The organism is Propionicicella superfundia DSM 22317, from assembly GCF_000423465.1.
GTDB lineage: Bacteria > Actinomycetota > Actinomycetes > Propionibacteriales > Propionibacteriaceae > Propionicicella > Propionicicella superfundia.
The window spans coordinates 1-15,464 of sequence record NZ_AUIA01000011.1 but is presented as its reverse complement, the minus strand read 5'-3'; the positions used below and the strand labels follow the sequence as shown (position 1 = coordinate 15,464).

General features: G+C 69.9%; 15 protein-coding genes and 1 pseudogene. 4 read left to right on the top strand and 12 right to left on the bottom strand.

All coding sequences use genetic code 11. The features are described 5' to 3' along the window. Nucleotides 1–9 precede the first annotated feature (9 nt). The 9 genes from groES to tsaE form a co-directional block, all read right to left on the bottom strand. The gene (gene groES, locus G555_RS0100075; RefSeq protein ID WP_028707292.1) at nt 10–306 is read right to left on the bottom strand and encodes a co-chaperone GroES; all 297 of its coding nucleotides are present in this window, start codon (nt 304–306) and stop codon (nt 10–12) included. Between the two features lie 152 nt (nt 307–458). After that, a complete protein-coding gene (locus G555_RS16900) occupies nt 459–1,667 on the bottom strand; it encodes a THUMP-like domain-containing protein (RefSeq protein WP_036920452.1) in 1,209 nt (402 codons plus the stop codon). Between the two features lie 108 nt (nt 1,668–1,775). After that, nucleotides 1,776–2,768 (bottom strand): hypothetical protein, encoded by a 993-nt coding sequence (locus tag G555_RS0100065; RefSeq protein WP_028707291.1) that lies wholly within the window; start codon nt 2,766–2,768, stop codon nt 1,776–1,778. A 664-nt stretch (nt 2,769–3,432) separates the two neighbouring features. Then, nucleotides 3,433–4,506, bottom strand: a complete 1,074-nt coding sequence (locus G555_RS16895) for a zinc-binding metallopeptidase family protein (protein ID WP_169337834.1) — start codon at nt 4,504–4,506, stop codon at nt 3,433–3,435. A gap of 337 nt (nt 4,507–4,843) precedes the next feature. Beyond that, nucleotides 4,844–5,335 (bottom strand): NUDIX hydrolase, encoded by a 492-nt coding sequence (locus tag G555_RS0100055; protein ID WP_028707290.1) that lies wholly within the window; start codon nt 5,333–5,335, stop codon nt 4,844–4,846. Nucleotides 5,336–5,338: 3 nt separating this feature from the next. Continuing rightward, complete coding sequence (tsaD, locus tag G555_RS0100050) at nt 5,339–6,382, bottom strand: tRNA (adenosine(37)-N6)-threonylcarbamoyltransferase complex transferase subunit TsaD (RefSeq protein WP_028707289.1); 1,044 nt, start codon at nt 6,380–6,382, stop codon at nt 5,339–5,341. Further along, nucleotides 6,375–6,851 (bottom strand): GNAT family N-acetyltransferase, encoded by a 477-nt coding sequence (locus tag G555_RS16890; protein ID WP_051207989.1) that lies wholly within the window; start codon nt 6,849–6,851, stop codon nt 6,375–6,377. Before G555_RS16890 ends, tsaD begins: the two co-directional genes overlap by 8 nt. Continuing rightward, entirely contained in the window at nt 6,848–7,492 is a 645-nt protein-coding gene (tsaB, locus tag G555_RS0100040; protein ID WP_028707288.1) for a tRNA (adenosine(37)-N6)-threonylcarbamoyltransferase complex dimerization subunit type 1 TsaB, read from the bottom strand. Before tsaB ends, G555_RS16890 begins: the two co-directional genes overlap by 4 nt. After that, nucleotides 7,489–8,448 (bottom strand): tRNA (adenosine(37)-N6)-threonylcarbamoyltransferase complex ATPase subunit type 1 TsaE, encoded by a 960-nt coding sequence (tsaE, locus tag G555_RS23275; RefSeq protein ID WP_342662656.1) that lies wholly within the window; start codon nt 8,446–8,448, stop codon nt 7,489–7,491. The genes tsaB and tsaE overlap by 4 nt, the downstream gene beginning before the upstream one ends. Nucleotides 8,449–8,748: 300 nt before the next feature. Here tsaE and G555_RS16885 point away from each other — a divergent pair, with 300 nt between their 5' ends. After that, nucleotides 8,749–9,885 (top strand): glycosyltransferase family 4 protein, encoded by a 1,137-nt coding sequence (locus G555_RS16885; RefSeq protein ID WP_036920450.1) that lies wholly within the window; start codon nt 8,749–8,751, stop codon nt 9,883–9,885. Between the two features lie 119 nt (nt 9,886–10,004). Here the strand turns inward: G555_RS16885 and G555_RS0100025 are convergent, their stop codons facing one another. Together G555_RS0100025 and G555_RS0100020 are read right to left on the bottom strand one after the other, a co-directional pair. Next, nucleotides 10,005–11,435, bottom strand: coding sequence for a bifunctional ADP-dependent NAD(P)H-hydrate dehydratase/NAD(P)H-hydrate epimerase (locus G555_RS0100025; protein ID WP_028707286.1), 1,431 nt, complete (start codon nt 11,433–11,435; stop codon nt 10,005–10,007). Further along, on the bottom strand, nt 11,435–11,776 hold the full coding sequence (locus G555_RS0100020; RefSeq protein ID WP_028707285.1) for a holo-ACP synthase: 342 nt from the start codon (nt 11,774–11,776) through the stop codon (nt 11,435–11,437). The genes G555_RS0100025 and G555_RS0100020 overlap by 1 nt, the downstream gene beginning before the upstream one ends. 107 nt (nt 11,777–11,883) lie before the next feature. Here G555_RS0100020 and coaA point away from each other — a divergent pair, with 107 nt between their 5' ends. The 3 genes and pseudogenes from coaA (at nt 11,884) to G555_RS23310 (ending at nt 13,431) form a co-directional block, all read left to right on the top strand. Continuing rightward, entirely contained in the window at nt 11,884–12,852 is a 969-nt protein-coding gene (coaA, locus tag G555_RS0100015; protein ID WP_051208081.1) for a type I pantothenate kinase, read from the top strand. Nucleotides 12,853–12,908: 56 nt separating this feature from the next. Continuing rightward, nucleotides 12,909–13,271, top strand: a pseudogene (locus G555_RS0100010) (transposase); the annotation flags it as partial. A 55-nt stretch (nt 13,272–13,326) separates the two neighbouring features. Beyond that, the gene (locus G555_RS23310; protein ID WP_156887362.1) at nt 13,327–13,431 is read left to right on the top strand and encodes a CPCC family cysteine-rich protein; all 105 of its coding nucleotides are present in this window, start codon (nt 13,327–13,329) and stop codon (nt 13,429–13,431) included. 1,676 nt (nt 13,432–15,107) lie between these two features. On the opposite strand, the gene G555_RS22700 is transcribed toward G555_RS23310, so the two are convergent. Further along, on the bottom strand, nt 15,108–15,464 hold a 357-nt coding region (locus tag G555_RS22700), incomplete at its 5' end, for a hypothetical protein (RefSeq protein ID WP_036920445.1).

The following is a 15,464-nucleotide window of genomic DNA, read 5'->3' as shown; positions in this document are numbered from 1 at the left end:
TCGGGTTCCTTACTTGCTGACGACGGCCAGGATGTCGCGGGCGTTGAGGAGCAGGTACTCCTCACCGTTGTACTTGACCTCGGTGCCGCCGTACTTGGAGAAGATCACGATGTCGCCCTCGGCGACGTCGACCGGGATACGGGTGCCCTTGTCGTCGACACGGCCCGGGCCGACCGAGAGGACCTTGCCCTCCTGCGGCTTCTCCTTCGCCGTGTCGGGAATCACCAGACCGGAAGCGGTGGTCTGCTCAGCCTCCAGCGGCTGCACGAGGACACGGTCCTCCAACGGCTTGATCGTGACTGCCACGTTCAACCCTTTCTCAATAGTTCGTTCATCCGGCGAAACCGGTGGTTTTGTGTTCGCTGTCAGCCTTCGTCGGACGTCGTCGCGGTGCCGCCCGCCTTGGCACACTCATGAGCTGAGTGCTAACCCGAATCTATACCTCGGTTAGCACTCGATCAAGCGGAGTGCCAGGCGTGGACGGGGGTCCGGGGCAGCCGCCGGACGACGAGGCAGACGGCACCTTCCGCGGTCGGCGTGAGGATCAGCGTCGCGGCGGCGTCCCCCCGGGGGCGCAGCCGTCCGCGCAGGGCGGCGGGATCGACGTCCAGCCCGCGCCTCTTGATCTCCAGGGTGCCGATGCCGCGCTCGGCGACCCATCGCCGCAGCGCGGACTCCTTCCACGGCAGCACCTCGGTGACGGCGAAGGCCGTCGCGAACGAGGTCCGGCGAGACGCCGGGGCGAGCAGATACGCGATCTGATCGGCGACGGGAGCGGCGGCGAGCTCGCGGGCGAGCACCCCCACCGCACCGGAGCGGATCACCGCCGGGTCCGGCTCGTACAGCACATCGCCCGGAACCGGGACGCGGCCGGCCGGGGCTGGAGCCGAGCCGTCCGCGCGCAGCCGGTCCCCCGCCGGCAGCAGCACGGCCTCGCGGGCACCCGGATCGAACGCGAGCCCGCGCCACAGACCGCACTCGACAAGATCCCCCGCCACGCTCGCCCACACGGCGGCCGCGCCGGCGGGGATCAGGCGCGCGGGAAGGCCCGGCCCGAGCTTCAGCACGGCGGGCTCGCCGGCGGCGAGCACGGACTGCAGGAAAGGCCACGGCGGCGAGAGGTCGGCGACGTCCCAGCTCCGGCCGCGGGAGGTGCGCCGGGCGGGATCGCAGAAGACCGCCGTGCCGGGACGTCCGGCGAGCCCCGGCAGCGCGTCCTCGGCGGAGGCGGTGAGGACCTCGGCCCGGCCGGCCAGGTTGTGCCGCGCGAGAACGGCCGTCGCCGGATCCCGCTCGACGGCGACGACGTCGAGGCCGGCCGCTGCGAACGCCATGGCGTCGGTGCCCAGGCCGCAGCACAGATCGATGACGCGGGTCACCCCCGCGGCGGCGACCAGCCCCGCTCGCCAGGCGGCGGCATCCCACCGGGTGGCCTGTTCGAGGCCGTCGGGAGTGAGGACCATCCCCGACGCCCGGGGGCCGAGTCTCCTGCCGGCCCGACGTCGCAGCGCGGCCTGGGTGAGCGCCGCCGCGGCGAGCTCCGGCGGGTAGGAGCGCCGCAGCCGTGTCGCAGCCGCCAGCGAACCCGGATCGTCCTCGGCCTCGGCGGCCGCGATGGCCTCGGCCCCCGACGGGGAGACGAGCAGTTCGGCGGTCTCGGCGTCCACGCCCCCACGGTAGTGGGCCCGCGTCGTCGCGCTGCCCGGGCCGGGGACGAAACACGGACCCAGCCCGGGAGGGCTGGGTCCGTGCTCGGGACGTGGCAGAGCCTTGGATCAGGCCTTCGTCTTGTCTCCGCAGTTCGCGATCTTCACGACCGTGGAGGAGTTGACGGCGTGCTCGACGGCGATTCCCCACTGGGTCGACACCTTGAAGTTCTTGATCGCGTAGCTGAAGGACGTCTGGTACGCGTTCAGGCCACCCCAGTAGGTGTCGATGTCCAGGTTCGGCCCGGACGATCCGTTGAGGGTGTTGTTGCCCTTGTAGATGCCGTTGGCGTAGAAGTACTCGCCCTTGTAGGCGTCACCGTCGTACCACACGTTGGTCATCTTCGCCGAGGCCCAGCAGGACTGGCTCGGGAGCTGGCTCAGGTCGACCGTGGTCGTCCCGGGAGTCGGGAACTTGGTGTGCGTGGGCCCCTGGTAGAGGTTCACCTGCCCCTTCTCCACAGTCGAGCTCTCGTAGACGACGGTGAGCGTCCAGGCGCCGTAGGCGCTGTTGGAGGTGCAGTAGATGCCGGTGTTGGCCCACGCCAGATCGCTGATGGTCGCCTGGCCGGAGCCCGTCACCAGGCTGGTGACGTCGGCGGAGGCCACGAAGAAGTACATGAGGCTGAGGCCGTTGGCCACGGCGAGGCGCGACGTGCGGTTCGCGGTGATCGTCTGGCCGTTCGCGGTCACCGACGTGTCGATGGTCTGACCGGTGCCCGACCACTCCAGCGTCGCCTTGAGGACGTTCGCGTCGGACGGGATGTCGAGCGTCGCCGACGACGACGCCTTCTTCGTGCAGTTGTTGCGGTTCTCCGACACGCTCATCGTGCTGCCGACCACGGTGTAGTCGACGTTGCCGGCATACGTCGCGTACGGCGTGGGCCACTTCGCCGACGGATTCGAGGTCTGCGAGACGGACGCCGTCTGCGAGACGGACGCGGTCTCCGTGTCGGCCGATCCCGCGTGGGCCGTCGTGACCCCGGGAAGGGCGGTGAAGGCGAGTGCTGCCGCTGCACAGACAAGACCGGCGCGGGCGAGCACCGTGTTGCCTTTCTTCATGCAAGTTCCTAACTGTGGTTGACCGTCCACCGTGCAGCTGCGCGGCGGAAGGGGGCGTGCCCCCGGGATGCCGCCGGCTTCCCAGCGACGTCCGCACAAGGGCCCGACTGGTTCCGGACGCCCGGAGACCAACCAACAGACCGAGTGGGCGGACGATCTCGCGTCGACCCACTACAGTGGACGGCGGTGCTGTGCGGCTCGCTGCCGCGAGCGCACGCCACCACGCAGAGTCCCTTCGCGCAAACGCATTGCAGTGACGTTCCTTGCGCGAGAGGTCTTCCGTGAGGATCGCTTCGAGCAGCTCGCCCGGAGCGGTCCTCACGCCTTTCACGCCCCGTGTGCGGCCCATCTCCCCTCGACCGCCGCGAAGCGCGAAACTGCCAGACAGGCGGACACCGCCGGTCTGCTTTCCCCCTTGTTTACTTGAGCCCTGGGGCCGCGAGCCCCCGAACCCAAGCTTCGCGCGTCACACTAACAGACGACTTGTTCACCAGCAATCGAACCTCCTACCCTGTCCCCCTTCGGGAATTCCCGAACGACACAGGGGATTCACAAGCCGTCCCGTCTCGCTCCCGACGGGGCCGTGCCGGGACGGCCGGACCACCTCACCGGCCCGTCCGGGCGCTCCTCGGAACGCAGGCCGGAGAGGCCGGCCGCGTGATGCTCAGGCCGCCCGCCGGGCGAAGCCGTCGGTCGGCGCGATGTGCGTGGGCGGCAGCGCGGTCAGGACGCGATGGACGAACCGTAGCTTCTCGACGACCGGCGCGGCGACGAACCGGAACGGGTAGAAGTCGGCCTTTCCGATCGACCTGTTCACCTGATTGAAGAAGCCGCTCGTCCACCGCCAGTCCGCCAGCATGGCGTCGAAGTCGTCGGGGCCGTAGGACGGACGCGGCCGCACCGGCTGCGGGGGAACCGGGCCTGCCGCGTCGATCACGACCCCCGCCGAGGCGGATGTCTGTAGGACCCCGGTGATGTGCAGGTAGTGGGCGAAGGTCTCGGCGAAGTCCTCCCAGGGATGCATGGTCGCGTACTCCGAGATGAAGGCGTCCTGCCAGCCCTCCGGGGCGCCGCTCTCGTAGTGCCGGGCGAGCGCGTCGGTGTAGGACGCCCGCTCGTCGCCGAACAGCGTGCGACACTCGTCGATCCAGCGCGTCTGCTCGACGAGGATCCACTGGTAGTAGTGGCCGGCCTCGTGGCGATAGTGGCCGAGCATCGTCCGATACGCCTCGCCGAGCCGCACCCGGGTCTGCTCCCGCACCTGGTCGAGGGTCTCGACGAGGTCGAGCGTGACGATCCCGTTGGCATGGCCGATGGTGACCACGCGGTTCTCCGAGTACGACGACAGCAGGTCGAAGCCGAGCCCGCCGTCGCCCTCGAACCAGGGATCGACCGGGATCCCCAGGCTCTGGAGCTGGACCAGCAGCCGGTGCTGGTCGCCGAGCGCGTCGGCGAGCTTCTCGTTGGCGAGCGTGTCGTCGGCCGGTGGCCGGTGCCGCACGAGCCGGCACGCGAAGCAGCGGGCACCGGACTGATCGGCGACGAGCCAGTTGCAGCGCCACTCGCGCCGGTTGGCGCACTCGTGCCAGAGGCCACCGTCGACCTCGATGTCGAACCCGGTCGCCTCGACCATCCGCCGCGACGGCGGATGGAAGGCGAGGGCTGCGGTGCACGAGGGACATTCACGATGTTCGAGCGCGACCGGCGAGGAGCAGCGCGGGCAGGAGAACAGGATCACGCCCGCCAACCTATCCGCTCGCGTATGTCGCGCCCGCGCCGGGCGGACGGGGCCGGTGACCGCCAGGTTGTGCGGCATCGGAGACGGAGTCATCCCTCCGGCGCGGGTTGACCGCCACGTTCTGCGGGTTGTCCGGTCCGGATCCGGCGTCGTATGCCGTGCAAGGTGGCGGTCAACCTTCGAGGGTCGTGCCCACCGTCCCGGTATGCCTCACAACCTGGCGGTCGGGCACACGACCGGACGGCTCCGCACTCGTGTCCCCGTATGGACGGTCGCCGCGTCGCCGGCGCGGAGGGTTGCCGATGGACGACCAGCACAGCCGTCCACGCCGAGCCGGTCACGGCAGGATCGTGACGTCCCAGGAGACCGGCCGCCCGTCCTCGTACGGCAGCACCCCGTGGAACTGACCCACCGCGTCGTCGAACACGAGCGGCAGGAAGTGACGATCCCCCTCCCACATCGGCAGGTCGGCGAGACGGGCGAGCGGCACCCACGTCAGCGGGCCCTCCTCGTTGCGGTCGGGCACGACACCGCTGAACGCGTCCACGACGAAGACGAACCCGAGCCAGTCCTCGCCGCCCGCGCCGAAACCCGGCCACGACACCGTGCCGCGCAACCGCACCCCGGTCGCCTCGATGGACGCCTCTTCGCGCAGTTCGCGGCGCAGCCCGGACACGACGTCCTCACCGGGCTCCAGCTTGCCGCCGAGACCGTTGTACTTGCCGAAGTGGGCGTCGCCGGGACGCGCGATCCGGTGGACGAGGAGCACCTCGTCCCGCGACGGCGACAGGATGTAGGCGAGGACCCCGATGACCGGCGTGAAGGGCACGGCTCAGACCAGGATCCGCGAGACGGGCAGGCCCGAGTCGGCCCCGAGGTCGGCCGGTGACGGCGGCAGTCCGCGCTCCACGACCTGGGCGCCGAGCGCGGCGATCATGGCCCCGTTGTCGGTGCACAGTCCCGGCCGCGGGCGGCGCAGGGCGATCCCGGCGGCCGCGCAGCGCTCTTCCAGCAGACCCCGCAGTCGCGAGTTGGCGGCCACCCCGCCACCGATGAGCAGCCGGTCGCTGCCGACGGCCGCGCAGGCGTCGACGGCCTTCGCCGTGAGGACATCGCAGACCGCCTCCTGGAAGGAGGCCGCCACATCGGCGACGGGGACGTCCAGGCCGTCGCGCTCCCGCGTCTCGACCCAGCGCGCCACCGCCGTCTTGAGCCCCGAGAACGAGAAGTCGAACCGGTGCCGCTGACGGTCGCGCGGCCCCGTGAGGCCCCGCGGGAACGAGATGGCCGACGGATCGCCGTCGGCGGCGGCGCGGTCGATCACCGGACCGCCGGGGTACGGAAGGCCGAGGAGGCGCGCGACCTTGTCGTAGGCCTCCCCGGCGGCGTCGTCGATCGTGGAGCCGATCTCTGTCACGTCGGTCGCGATGTCGCCCACGCGCAGCAGGGACGTGTGGCCGCCCGACACGAGCAGCGCCACGCTGCCCCCCGGCAGCCGGCCGTGTTCGAGGACGTCGACCGCCACGTGGCCGACGAGGTGGTTGACGCCGTACAACGGAGTCCGGGTCGCGGCGGCGAGCGCCTTCGCGGCGGCGATGCCGACCACCAGGGCGCCCATCAACCCCGGTCCGGCGGTGACGGCGATGCCGTCGAGGTCGCCGAGGTCGACGTCGGCCGCGGCGAGCGCGCGTCGCAGCGTCGGGACGAAGGCCTGCAGGTGTGCCCGGCTGGCGACCTCGGGAACGACGCCGCCGAAGCGCACGTGCTCCTCCACGCTGGAGGCGACCTCGTTGGCCAGCAGCGTGGTGCCGCGGACGATGCCGACCCCGGTCTCGTCGCAGCTCGACTCGATGCCGAGGATCAGGGGCTCACTCATCGTCGGCTCCTCGGTTCCCCTGCTGTCCGCCGCCCAGCGGTCGTTCCATCACCACGGCGTCGGCGCCCGCGCCGTAGTAGTCCGTGCGGACGCCGATCGGGGCGAACCCGAACCCCTCGTACAGGGCGACCGCCGCCTCGTTGCCGGGCTCGACCTCCAGCAGCATCCGGGTCGCCTCCAGCGACTCGGCCCAGGCGATGCCCTCGGCGACCAGGGCTCGCGCGATCCCCCGGCGGCGATGCTCCGGGGCGACCGCGACGCGCAACAGGTCGGCGACGTCGGCGGCGAGCGAGAACGCGGCCACCCCGAGGATGCCGGGCCGTCCGCCGTCCCGGCAGGCGAGGGTGAGCGTGTTCTCGGCGCTCACCTGTGCCTCCCACGATGTCCGGCTCCAGCCGCGCGGTGCGAGCGCGTCGAGGGCGACGACCTGGGCGACCTCCGCCGCGACGACGGGACCGACCTCGGTCACGACCGCCTCCCCGGCACGACGAGAACCGACTTCCGCCGGGTCGACACGGTCGCGTCGGGACGCCGCAGATAGAGCGGGACGGCGCCGGGATCGGGCAGCTCGGAGGCGCGGGCAGCCAGCACCCCGCCGGACACGGCGCCCGGGGCACCGGGCGACGACTCGACCTGTGCGCACAGCCCGGCTCCGGGGCCCGCCCCCGGACCGGCGGGCACGAGACCCGGCGAGGTGACGTTCGGCCCGTCGACGCGCTCGCCGTCCCGGTAGCGCGCCCAGTACACCTCGCGGCGGCGGGCGTCTGTGACGACGACGAAGTCCGCCGGGGGCCGTTCCCACTGCGCGGCGAGGACGTCCAGCGTGCAGACCCGGTGCAGCGGCACGCCCAGCGCCTCCGCGAGGACCTGCGCGGTGACGATGCCGACGCGCAGCCCCGTGAACGGCCCGGGACCCATGCCGACCGCGACGCCGGTCAGGTCGGACAGGGAGATCCCCGCCTCGGCGATCACGGCGTCGATCGTCGGCTGCAGTTGCTCGACGTGGTTTCGGTCGCCCTCCAGCGTGCGGGTGGCCAGCACCCGCCCGGCGGCGGCCACGCCGGCCGACACCGACGTCGCCGTGTCGATCCCGAGCACGATGCCACTCACAGCGTCACCCCGTCCCACCGCGGCCCGACACCCGTCAGGAACACCTGTCGCTCGTCGGTCGCGGGATCGTCACGGCGGATGTCGATCTCGAGCCGGTCGGCCGCCAACGGCTCGGCGATCCCCGTCCCCCATTCGACGACGGTCACGGAGTCCGCGAGCGTCTGATCGAGATCGAGGTCGAGGAGTTCGTCCCACGACCCGAGGCGGTACGCGTCGACATGGACCAGCGCCGGGCCTCCGACCAGGGACGGGTGGACTCGCGACAGCACGAACGTCGGCGAGATGACGGGACGGTCGACGTGCAGACCGGCGCCGATCCCCTGCGTGAGGGTCGTCTTGCCGGCCCCGAGCTCTCCGGACTCGATGAGGACGTCGCCCGGCCGCAGGTGCACGGCGATCCGCTCCCCGAGGGCACGCATGGCGCCGGCATCGGGCACGGCGACGTGCTGGGGGGCCGCCCGGGCGACGAGGATGAGCCCGTCGCGCTCGCCGATCCGTTCGAAATCGTTGTCGAGCCACCAGGCCAGCAGCCCCGGGTACTCGGGTCGCACCCCGGCCTCGATCCTCGCCACGCCCGCGGCGGCGAGCTGGAGCGCCGACTCGCGCACCATGGCTGCGGCAAGGCCGTGGTGTTGATGGGCGGGCAGGACGCAGACCCGTTCCAGTCGCGCGACGGGACCGGTGCGGCGCACGAGGACGACCCCGACGATGCGGTCGGTGACGGCGACGAAGCCCCCACCGGCGGCGAGCTTGGCGGCGACCGACTCCGCGGTCTCGGACAGGCCGGACGGAGGCGGGCCCAGTCGCGGACGAGCCCCGAACGCCGCCCTGATCACGGCCGCGATCTCGCCCGCGTCCGTGGTCGCCGCGGGATGCAGGGTCACCTGGGGCGCGGGGTCCCCGCTCGCCGTCGACGCCGGGACAGCGGGCTCCTGGGCAGCATCTGCCGCGATCACGAATCACGTTCCTTCGGTGCGGAAAGGGCGGAAGCACACTCTACCCGCCCGGCCCGGACGGGCCGCATCGCGCGGTTTCGCCGCGGGCGGCGGCCGGCGCGCCGGGCGCCCGCTCCCGTGCCGCGCGGCCCCGAGCCGGCCGCCGGACTCGCGAGACGATCGTCCTCCGGCGGACGCGACGTGCCGCTGGCCTGCCGCGCGGCACCTTCGGAGTCGCATCGCCAAGATGTCATCGGGCGTTGCCCGGACGGACACGTCGATGCCGATGTCGCAGCCCGTGGAACCCATAGATGTGGGCTTATGAGAATAGCGATCGTCACGGAGACCTTCCTGCCCCATGTCAACGGCGTCACCAACTCGGTGCTGCGCATCCTCGACCACCTCCAGTCCCGCGGCGACGAGGCCGTCGTCCTCGCCCCCGGCCGCGCGGGGGATGTGCCGGCCGAGGTCAACGGCTACCCGATCGTCCCGCTCGGGGCGGTGCCGCTGCCCGGCTACCGGGATTTCCGTGTGGGTACGGGCACGTCGCGCACCTTGGAGACGGCGCTGCGCAGCTTCCGGCCCGATGTCGTCCACCTGGCCGCGCCGTTCCTGCTCGGCCACCGCGGCCTGCTCGCCGCCGGGCGACTCGACCTGCCGACCGTGGCCGTGTATCAGACCGACGTCCCCTCGTACGCCGCTCGTTACCGGCTCGCCATCGCCGAGCCGCTGCTGTGGGGGCGCGTCCGCCAGATCCACCAGCTCGCCACCCTCACGCTGGCCCCGTCGACGGCGGCCCAGCGTCAGCTTCTCGCCCGCGGGGTGCCGCGGGTGGAGCTGTGGGGACGCGGCGTGGACACCGACCGCTTCCACCCCCGCCACCGGGACGAGAGCTGGCGGACCGCCGTGGCCCCCGGCCGCCGCATCATCGGGTATGTCGGGCGCCTCGCTCCCGAGAAGCAGGTCGAGGATCTCACCGTCCTCGCAGACCTCCCGCTGACGACGACGGTCGTCGTGGGCGACGGCCCGAGCCGGGCGTACCTCGAGCGCGCGCTGCCCCGCGCGCACTTCACCGGGCAGCTCGGCGGCTCCGACCTGTCCCGGGTGCTGGCCTCGTTCGACCTGTTCGTCCATCCGGGCGAGCTGGAGACGTTCGGGCAGGCGTTGCAGGAGGCGCTGGCGAGCGGCGTCCCGGTGATCGCACCGGCCAAGGGCGGCCCGCTGGACATCATCGCGCCGTCCCGGACGGGCTGGCTGTACCCTCCCGGCAGGCTGGACGTGCTGCGCACCCGGGTGGTCGATCTCGTCGGGGACGACGCGAAGCGGCGGGCGTTCGGCGAGGCCGCCCGTGCGGCGACCCTGACGGCGACGTGGGAGTCGGTGTGCGACGATCTCCTGTCCCACTACGAGCGGGCCATGTCGGCCCACCAGCGCCGCCGCCAGGCGCATGCCGTCTGACGCAAGGGTCCTTGAACGGTCCTGAGCGTGTCGACAGGACCCCGCCCCCTGGGTCCTTGAGCCCGTCGAAAGGACTACCCATGACCGCTTCGACAGGCTCACCGACCGCTTCGACAGGCTCACCGACCGGCTGTGAGTGCCGCGATGAGGCCGGGAAGTCGCGCGGCCAGCCGTTGAGGCGGGTGCGGCCCCGGGTGCGCGGCGGCGGCGAGGGCCTGCACCGAGGCACCGGCGGTCGCGGCGTCGCGCGGGGTGAGGCCCGCCGCCAGCAGCGTCCCGACGATGCCCGCCAGGACGTCCCCCGATCCGGCCTGCCCCGTCCACGCCGGGCCGGGGACGGCCACCTCGACGGTGTCCTCCCCGGGGCCGGCGACGAACTGTGTCGCTCCCTTGAGGAGGACCGTCGCGCCTGTCGTCGCCACCGCGGCCCGCACGGCCGCGACGGGATCGGCCTCGACCTCGGCCCGCTCCCGCCCGAGCAGGCGCGCGAGTTCGCCGGCGTGCGGGGTGAGGACGACTCTCTCGCCCAGCGGCCCCGCGGGCAGGTATCGCAGCGCGTCGGCGTCCACGACGAGGGGGACATCGGTGCCCAGCACCCACCCGAGGACGGCGCCGAGCCCGTCGGGACGTTCGCCCCACCCGGGACCGAGGACGGCCGCCTGCACCCGCCCGGCCGCCGTCACGACGTTCGGCAGTCGGCGCACGACGAGGTCCGACACCCGGTCTGCACCGAGGAAGCGCACCATGCCCGCCCCGGCCGCGACCGCACCCGACACGGCGAGCACACCCGCCCCCGGATAGGCGTCCGAACCGGCGTCGACGCCGACGACGCCCCGCGCGTACTTGTCGCTGGACGGGCCCGGGACCGGCCACCGGGCAGCCACGTCGCCGGCCTCCCAGCAACGCAGAACGGGGGCCGGCAGGTCGAGGCCGATGTCGATGAGGCGGAGCCGCCCGCACGCCGCAGCGGCCGGGTGGACGACCTGGCACAGTTTGCGGCCGCCGAACGTGACGGTCAGGGCGGCGGGCAGATACCCGCCTGCCGGCGCTCCGCCCGCGTCCGCGGACAGTCCCGTCGGCAGGTCGACCGCGACGACCGGCGTCCTCGCCTGCGCCAGCGCGCCGGTCAGCGGCGCGAGCCCGCCGGGCAGCCCTGCGCGGCCGCCGATTCCGAGCACGCCGTCCACGACCACGTCGTGCCGCGTCAGTCCGGAGGGCACCTCGGCGAGGGCGACGCGGCGTCCACCGGCGCGGGCGAGCGCGGTGGCGCCCCGCTCGTGGAACCGATCCATGACGGGGCACCAGGAGACCTGGACGCCGCGGCGCGCGAGCCACGCACCGGCGAAGAGCGCGTCGCCGCCGTTGTTGCCCGCCCCGGCGAGAATGAGGACGCGACGCCCGGACACCCCGCCGGACACCCGGCGCAGCTCGCCCGCCACCTCGACGGCGAGCCCGGTCGCCGCCCGCAGCATCAGCGTGAGGTCGTCGGGGCCGTCCATCGCCGCCGCCTCGGCCGCGCGGATCTGCGCGGTGTCGTACGCGCCGAACATCAGCGTTCGCAGACGACCACGGCCACGGCGACGCCTGCGTCGTGGGTGATGGACAGGTGGATGCTCGTCACGCCGAGCTCGTCGGCGCGACGCCGCACCGTGCCCAGCACCTCGATCGTCGGCTGCCCGGATTCCAGCCGGCCGACGACGCAGTCGGTCCACACGAGACCGCCGGGCGCGCCGAGCGCCTTCGCGAGCGCCTCCTTCGCAGCGAACCGGCCGGCGAGGGTGGCCGCGGAACCGTCCTGCTCGGACGGCGTGAACAGCCGCTCCACCAGCCGTCGGCGCGGTTCGGCCAAGCGGTCGATGGCGCACACGTCCACGCCGAGTCCGACGATCATGTCCTGACCCCTTCCCCTGGGTGATGCACGGTGCGGCGACGGCGCGCGCCCCTGTCACGCCAGGCTACATTCGGGGCACCCACATCGGATGTGTCAGGCTGTACGCGATGAACGAGCAGGTGGAGCGGGCCGAGGCGGAGGTTCCCAGCGGCCCCTATGTGACGATGACGCGCGCCGACTGGGCCGCAGTGGCCGACACGTTCCCGCTGGAGCTGGACCACCCGCTCCTGACGTCGCTGCGCGGCGTGGGGGATCCGACCGACCTGCTGGAGGTGCAGGAGGTCTACCGGCCGCTCACCGAGTTGCTGAGCCTGTACCGGGAGCACACCAGCAAGCTGCATTCGGTGTCGCTGGCCTATCTGCGGCAGAACGTCCGGCAGACGCCGTTCGTCATCGGCGTCGCCGGTTCCGTCGCGGTGGGCAAGTCTACGACGGCGCGGCTGTTGCGCGAGTTGCTGTCCCGGGGCCCCGGCCGCCCGAAGGTCGACCTGATCACGACCGACGGCTTCCTGTATCCGAACGCCGTCCTCGAGGACCGCGGCATCCTGAACCGCAAGGGCTTCCCCGAGTCCTACGATCGCAAGGCGCTGCTCAAGTTCGTCATGGACGTGAAGTCGGGCGAGCCCGAGGTGACCGCACCGGTGTACTCGCACCTCGTGTACGACATCGTCCCCGGCGAGCAGGTCGTCATCCGGCATCCCGACATCCTCATCGTCGAGGGCCTCAACGTGCTGGAGCCGGCCCGTGTCCGCAGCGACGGGAGGACGTCCCTGGCGGTGAGCGACTTCTTCGACTTCTCCATCTACGTCGACGCGGCGACGACCCACATCAAGCAGTGGTATGTGTCGCGCTTCCTGACGCTCCGAGAGACGGCCTTCTCCGATCCACGGTCGTACTTCGTCCGATTCGCGAACATGCCCGACGACCTCGCCCGCGCGACGGCCACCGAGATCTGGGACACCATCAACGGCCCCAATCTCGTCGTCAACATCCGCCCGACCCGCGGCCGCGCGACGGCGATCCTCCGCAAGAACGAGAACCACCAGGTGAGTTGGGTGCGCATCCGCAAGGTGTGAACCGGGCCGCCATCGAAGCCCGCGGCATTGTCTGCGGCTGGCGTAGGGCCTAATGGCACCAGCGCATGATCGGCGCCTACCGCGATCCCGACCGGCCACGCGGGCGCGAGCTGATCACCACGTTGATCGCCGACCTGTCCAACGGCGTCCCGAAGCCGCTGTCCGAGCTAATCACGCTGCGCGGCACCCTGAAGAAGCGCGCTGCCGACGTGCTCGCCTACTTCGACCACCCGCGAACCAGCAACGGACCCACCGAGGCGCTCAGCGGCCGCCTCGAACGCCTCCGCAGCTCGACCCTGTGCCTCCGCAAGCTCACGAACCACATCGCCAGATCGCTCCTGGAAACCGGCGGCTTCCGACCGCAACTCCACCCTCGATTGGAACTTATGGAAGCACCCGTGGGACCACGGGGAGCCTGACCTCACGGAACTCCTGAACAGCCAGATACCTCTGATGCGAAACTAGAATGTCTATATCTGCGAGAGGAGGACGCTCCATGAGAGTGGTCACTATGAGTTGTGCGCCATCTGCTGGTGGGATGATCAGCCTAGGAACGCAATTACCATATCATCCACATAAGAAACGAAAAAAGCGCGACCGTGATCGTCACACGCGTACAGCACTTCTCCAGTATGCCCGACTTGGCGCTTGCAGCCCGAAGCCTCGAGCTGCTTGCTCAACGATTCTGAAGTCAGCGTATCGGTCCGTTCATACCCAAGTGAGGCGTGTGCCCCAGAGTCACAGTCGAAGTCCCTTACCCCAGTGAATGTTATTCCGGAGAGTCGAGACTCAACATCAGGTCGAACACTCTCCAGTTCCCTCTTTCCTGCGGCGGTGCAAGAATAATCCACTCCGCACCCTGTCAACAGCACACAGGCACCAAGGACAATGAACGCCCGCCGAACCAACCTTGCCCCACTTTCGCGCATAACACCCTTTCCCATCCCCCATAGAATACGAGACCATCATGGCCACACCGGCCAGGCAGGCCGCGTGACCTCAATTGTGAGTTTGCCGCCCGAACCCTCGTAAGTATACACAAGAAGAACTCACCGTCACCAGTCCCGTTGGGGTTCACCAGGAGCCAGACAAGAAGTATAACGAAAGCTACATAGCACAATAGTCCCACGCGACTCACATAAGCATTGAAACCGATCTCAAAGCAGTCCACCAATAGCCACTCCGCGATCTCGCATAAAAAGCCCCTCTTCGCTTGCACTTGACAGACCCCCTAGGACCCAATCAACGACCACCTTCGTCGAACGACCTTTTTCTATGACAACACCTGGAATGAGAGTATTCATACGCGGAGGATAGTGCCCAGCAAACCTGCCGGAAGATAGCAGGCTATGGGCGACACAGTTGATGGGGCCGCGAAAGCCGAGGGCGGAGGCTTCAGATCGCAACTACGCCCTCGACTGAGATGAACCTGTTTGGTACCGAGCCAACCATAGCCTGGCTGGCGACGCTGGCCACATCAGGATGGTGCTGTTCAGTCTCTTGTAACCCAAATAACGAAACGATTGTCACCATTATTGTCATCCATGGGTGCGACAAACTTTATTCCATCCCACTCGCATATCACGTCCAAAGGCCCTTCCTCGCCCCCCGCAAGCGAACATCCGTCCTGCTTCAGCAACGCGTCACGGCTTACATCCTGAGGGCGACTGCTGGCGTAATATGCGTATGCATCCCCGGAGGTCAACCACGTGCATTCCCAATATATCTGACCGTCGGAAATCCACGGAAGAACCTTTTCAACCTCCTGCATGACCTTCTCAAGATCTGTCCGCCCATTGGCGCTGCATCGATAGTCCTGAACGGTTCCACCACGCGAACACCCAAAAGCGAGCGTTACGAGAGCCACCAAGAACGAGTAGACAATAAGGGATCTGATCTTCATCGCACCCTCTTATGGAAGTAACCACGAGACCACAAAGACAGCCCAATCTTAAGGAGCTTATGAGCCGCTGTGTAGTTGACACATACCATAGCCTCCGCCATACCGTTACGCCGATTCACCGACCATGTGGGATTGCCCCCGGTATCGGTGTAGTGATTCCACAACGTCGTGACGTTCGCCCCGTCGATGTTGGTGTGCTGGGAGTAACGACGCCCAGCTCCATCCAACCCCCACGTCAGGGTCTGACCGTTCTGGGCGATTCGATCGGATGACGATGAGAGAGAGCTCCTGACCCGTGGCATACCTAGGCTCACCGGCCTCACAGGCCGGCTGCTGGTACAGATCCTCGTTCTCACGGCCCCTCATCAATGACACGCTCCCCCGGTAGCCCGGTATCGCGCTCCCGCCCCGGGGGCAACTCGATCTCCCCGTCCCGCATCGGAACACCAAGGACATCCGCCATACGCCGCGCCACCCGCGTCGCCCCACCAAACGTATAACAATCCATGTACAACGGCGTCCTACCAAACCTCCCCGACGAACGCTCTTTCATCACCAGCACCACCGACCAATCCGCCACCAGACCAACCGCACCCATATTCACCGCAACCGCCTCCACCCGCCCCACCGGAGTAAACCGCCCCACAAACGGAAACATACGCACCCCCGCACCCGTCACCCACGACACGCTATGCCGCGCCTCCCAGAA

Excerpts from the sequence above, each read along its gene's own strand:
- G555_RS0100065 (WP_028707291.1), bottom strand. The coding sequence starts at position 2,768 with ATGAAGAAAGGCAACACGGTGCTCGCCCGCGCCGGTCTTGTCTGTGCA.
- tsaD (WP_028707289.1), bottom strand. The coding sequence starts at position 6,382 with ATGAGTGAGCCCCTGATCCTCGGCATCGAGTCGAGCTGCGACGAGACC.
- G555_RS16885 (WP_036920450.1), top strand. The coding sequence starts at position 8,749 with ATGAGAATAGCGATCGTCACGGAGACCTTCCTGCCCCATGTCAACGGC.
- G555_RS0100025 (WP_028707286.1), bottom strand. The coding sequence starts at position 11,435 with ATGTTCGGCGCGTACGACACCGCGCAGATCCGCGCGGCCGAGGCGGCG.
- G555_RS0100020 (WP_028707285.1), bottom strand. The coding sequence starts at position 11,776 with ATGATCGTCGGACTCGGCGTGGACGTGTGCGCCATCGACCGCTTGGCC.
- coaA (WP_051208081.1), top strand. The coding sequence starts at position 11,884 with ATGAACGAGCAGGTGGAGCGGGCCGAGGCGGAGGTTCCCAGCGGCCCC.